Origin of the sequence: Faecalicatena contorta (assembly GCF_021531895.1) — a bacterium.
GTDB lineage: Bacteria > Bacillota > Clostridia > Lachnospirales > Lachnospiraceae > JAFBIX01.
Window position 1 is genome coordinate 1 of the sequence record NZ_JAFBIX010000068.1, and the last position, 1683, is coordinate 1683.

Sequence of the window (1683 nt, forward strand, 5' to 3'; positions counted from 1 at the left end):
CTCGCTGTTATGAAGTGACCTCTTGTCAAGAGTAAATTTTGCATTAAGAAGCTTTCCCCTAACAATTATCACATTTGTTGATTGACAGCATCTGGAAAGAGCCAGATTTAACAGTTCCCGGCATTTGGCCACTCTGTTATTCGTGGATTGGCTACCTACAGGCTAATGGTCCGCCGTGAGTTCTGCTATCTTTCTACGTGGATCACGATTTTTTCGTGCCAACAAAGCGAGGACGCGAATAACTCGAACCTTTAAAGTTATTTTGGCTCCTCCCAGATACTGTCAATGGTTTACTAGTTACTTTTTTGACAGCAGAAATCTGCAGTTTACTGCTTATTTCTGCTTGTTTGCCCAATTCATCATGGGCAGATGGCTGTCAAGAGCCTGCCGCTAATGCGGTGCGTAGCGCTCTTGACTGACAGATGAGCATGATGTACTTATACAGCCCTTACGCTGATATTGTCCGTCATCATTCCCCATACAAAACATGCCAGTTCTCTTGCTATTGCTGCTACTGCTACATTTCTTGCTTTACCATGTCTTATAAATTTATAGTATCGACTTCGCAACCTTGTATTCGCCTTATCAGCATACGCGATTACTTCTGCCGTATTACCATTCTGTCTTGCTTTCAATGCTTTGGATTTATGACCTATCGTTCCCTTACAAATTCCTCCTGCCGCTTCCACCAATAACTGTCTCAAATGACTATTCCCTGCTTTGGACAGACTGGTTCTGTTAGTCTTTGGTCCACTGGAATCCTCTCCTGGTGCTAGACCCAAGTAAGCTGCATAGATATTTCCTTTTGCAAATCTTTTAAAATCACCGGTTTCTACAATCAGTGATAATGCTGTATGCGTTTGAATCCCAAGAAAACATTCCAGTTTTTTTACCTTTTCTGCATATTTTTCCTGGGCTGCCAGTTCTTCAATCCTCTGATCAAGTCTATCTATTTTTGCAGTTTGTTCTTCATATGAAATCATATATTCATCCAACACTTCACGGTACAATGCAGAAAGTTCTAGTTTTTTCAACCACTTCCAGTGAGCAATTGTCCATTTACTTTGGGCATAGTGGTGCCCATGACGTAAGCAAAATGCGCTAATCTGCTGTTTTATCTTCTTTAACGCTGTTTTGTGATCATCTCTCATACGAATATATTCCTTTACAGAATCATCATCTTCAGTTGGAACATACACCGCATGGTAACCTCCATAAGACAAGCATTGTGCAATCATCCTTGCGTCTCTGGCATCTGTTTTTACACGAACTCCTTGTGGTGTCAACATAGTAGTTGGTGCAAGAATCACACATTTAACGTTTGCTGCTGTAAGCTGATTATAAAGAGAATATCCAAGACATCCTGCTTCATATCCGCATTGAATATCATACTGATTATCAACACCGAGTTTCATTTTTAAATTCTCAATAAACATCAAAATATTTTTGTAATCTGGTGTTACATCAACCGTTGCAAAAATCCTGTCGTCTTCTCCAATAATTGGCTCCATTGCGCATAAAGTATAATTTGTACTATGGACATCCATCCCGATTCGTATTATTCTTTTCATATAAGTGGCCTCCTTTTGTATGCGGTAATCCCTGTTACCATTAATCTTGTCAATTAACAGTTTACAGGTAAATCCACGAACCTACAAACGTGAGGTCACTTCATATTATCTT

Annotated in this window: 1 protein-coding gene; it reads right to left on the reverse strand. The window is 39.8% G+C overall.

Annotation, left to right across the window (positions count from 1 at the left end):
• Positions 1-437 precede the first annotated feature (437 nt).
• Positions 438-1571, reverse strand: a complete 1134-nt coding sequence (locus tag JQM81_RS13410) for an IS110 family transposase (protein WP_235234323.1) — start codon at positions 1569-1571, stop codon at positions 438-440.
• Positions 1572-1683 lie beyond the last annotated feature (112 nt).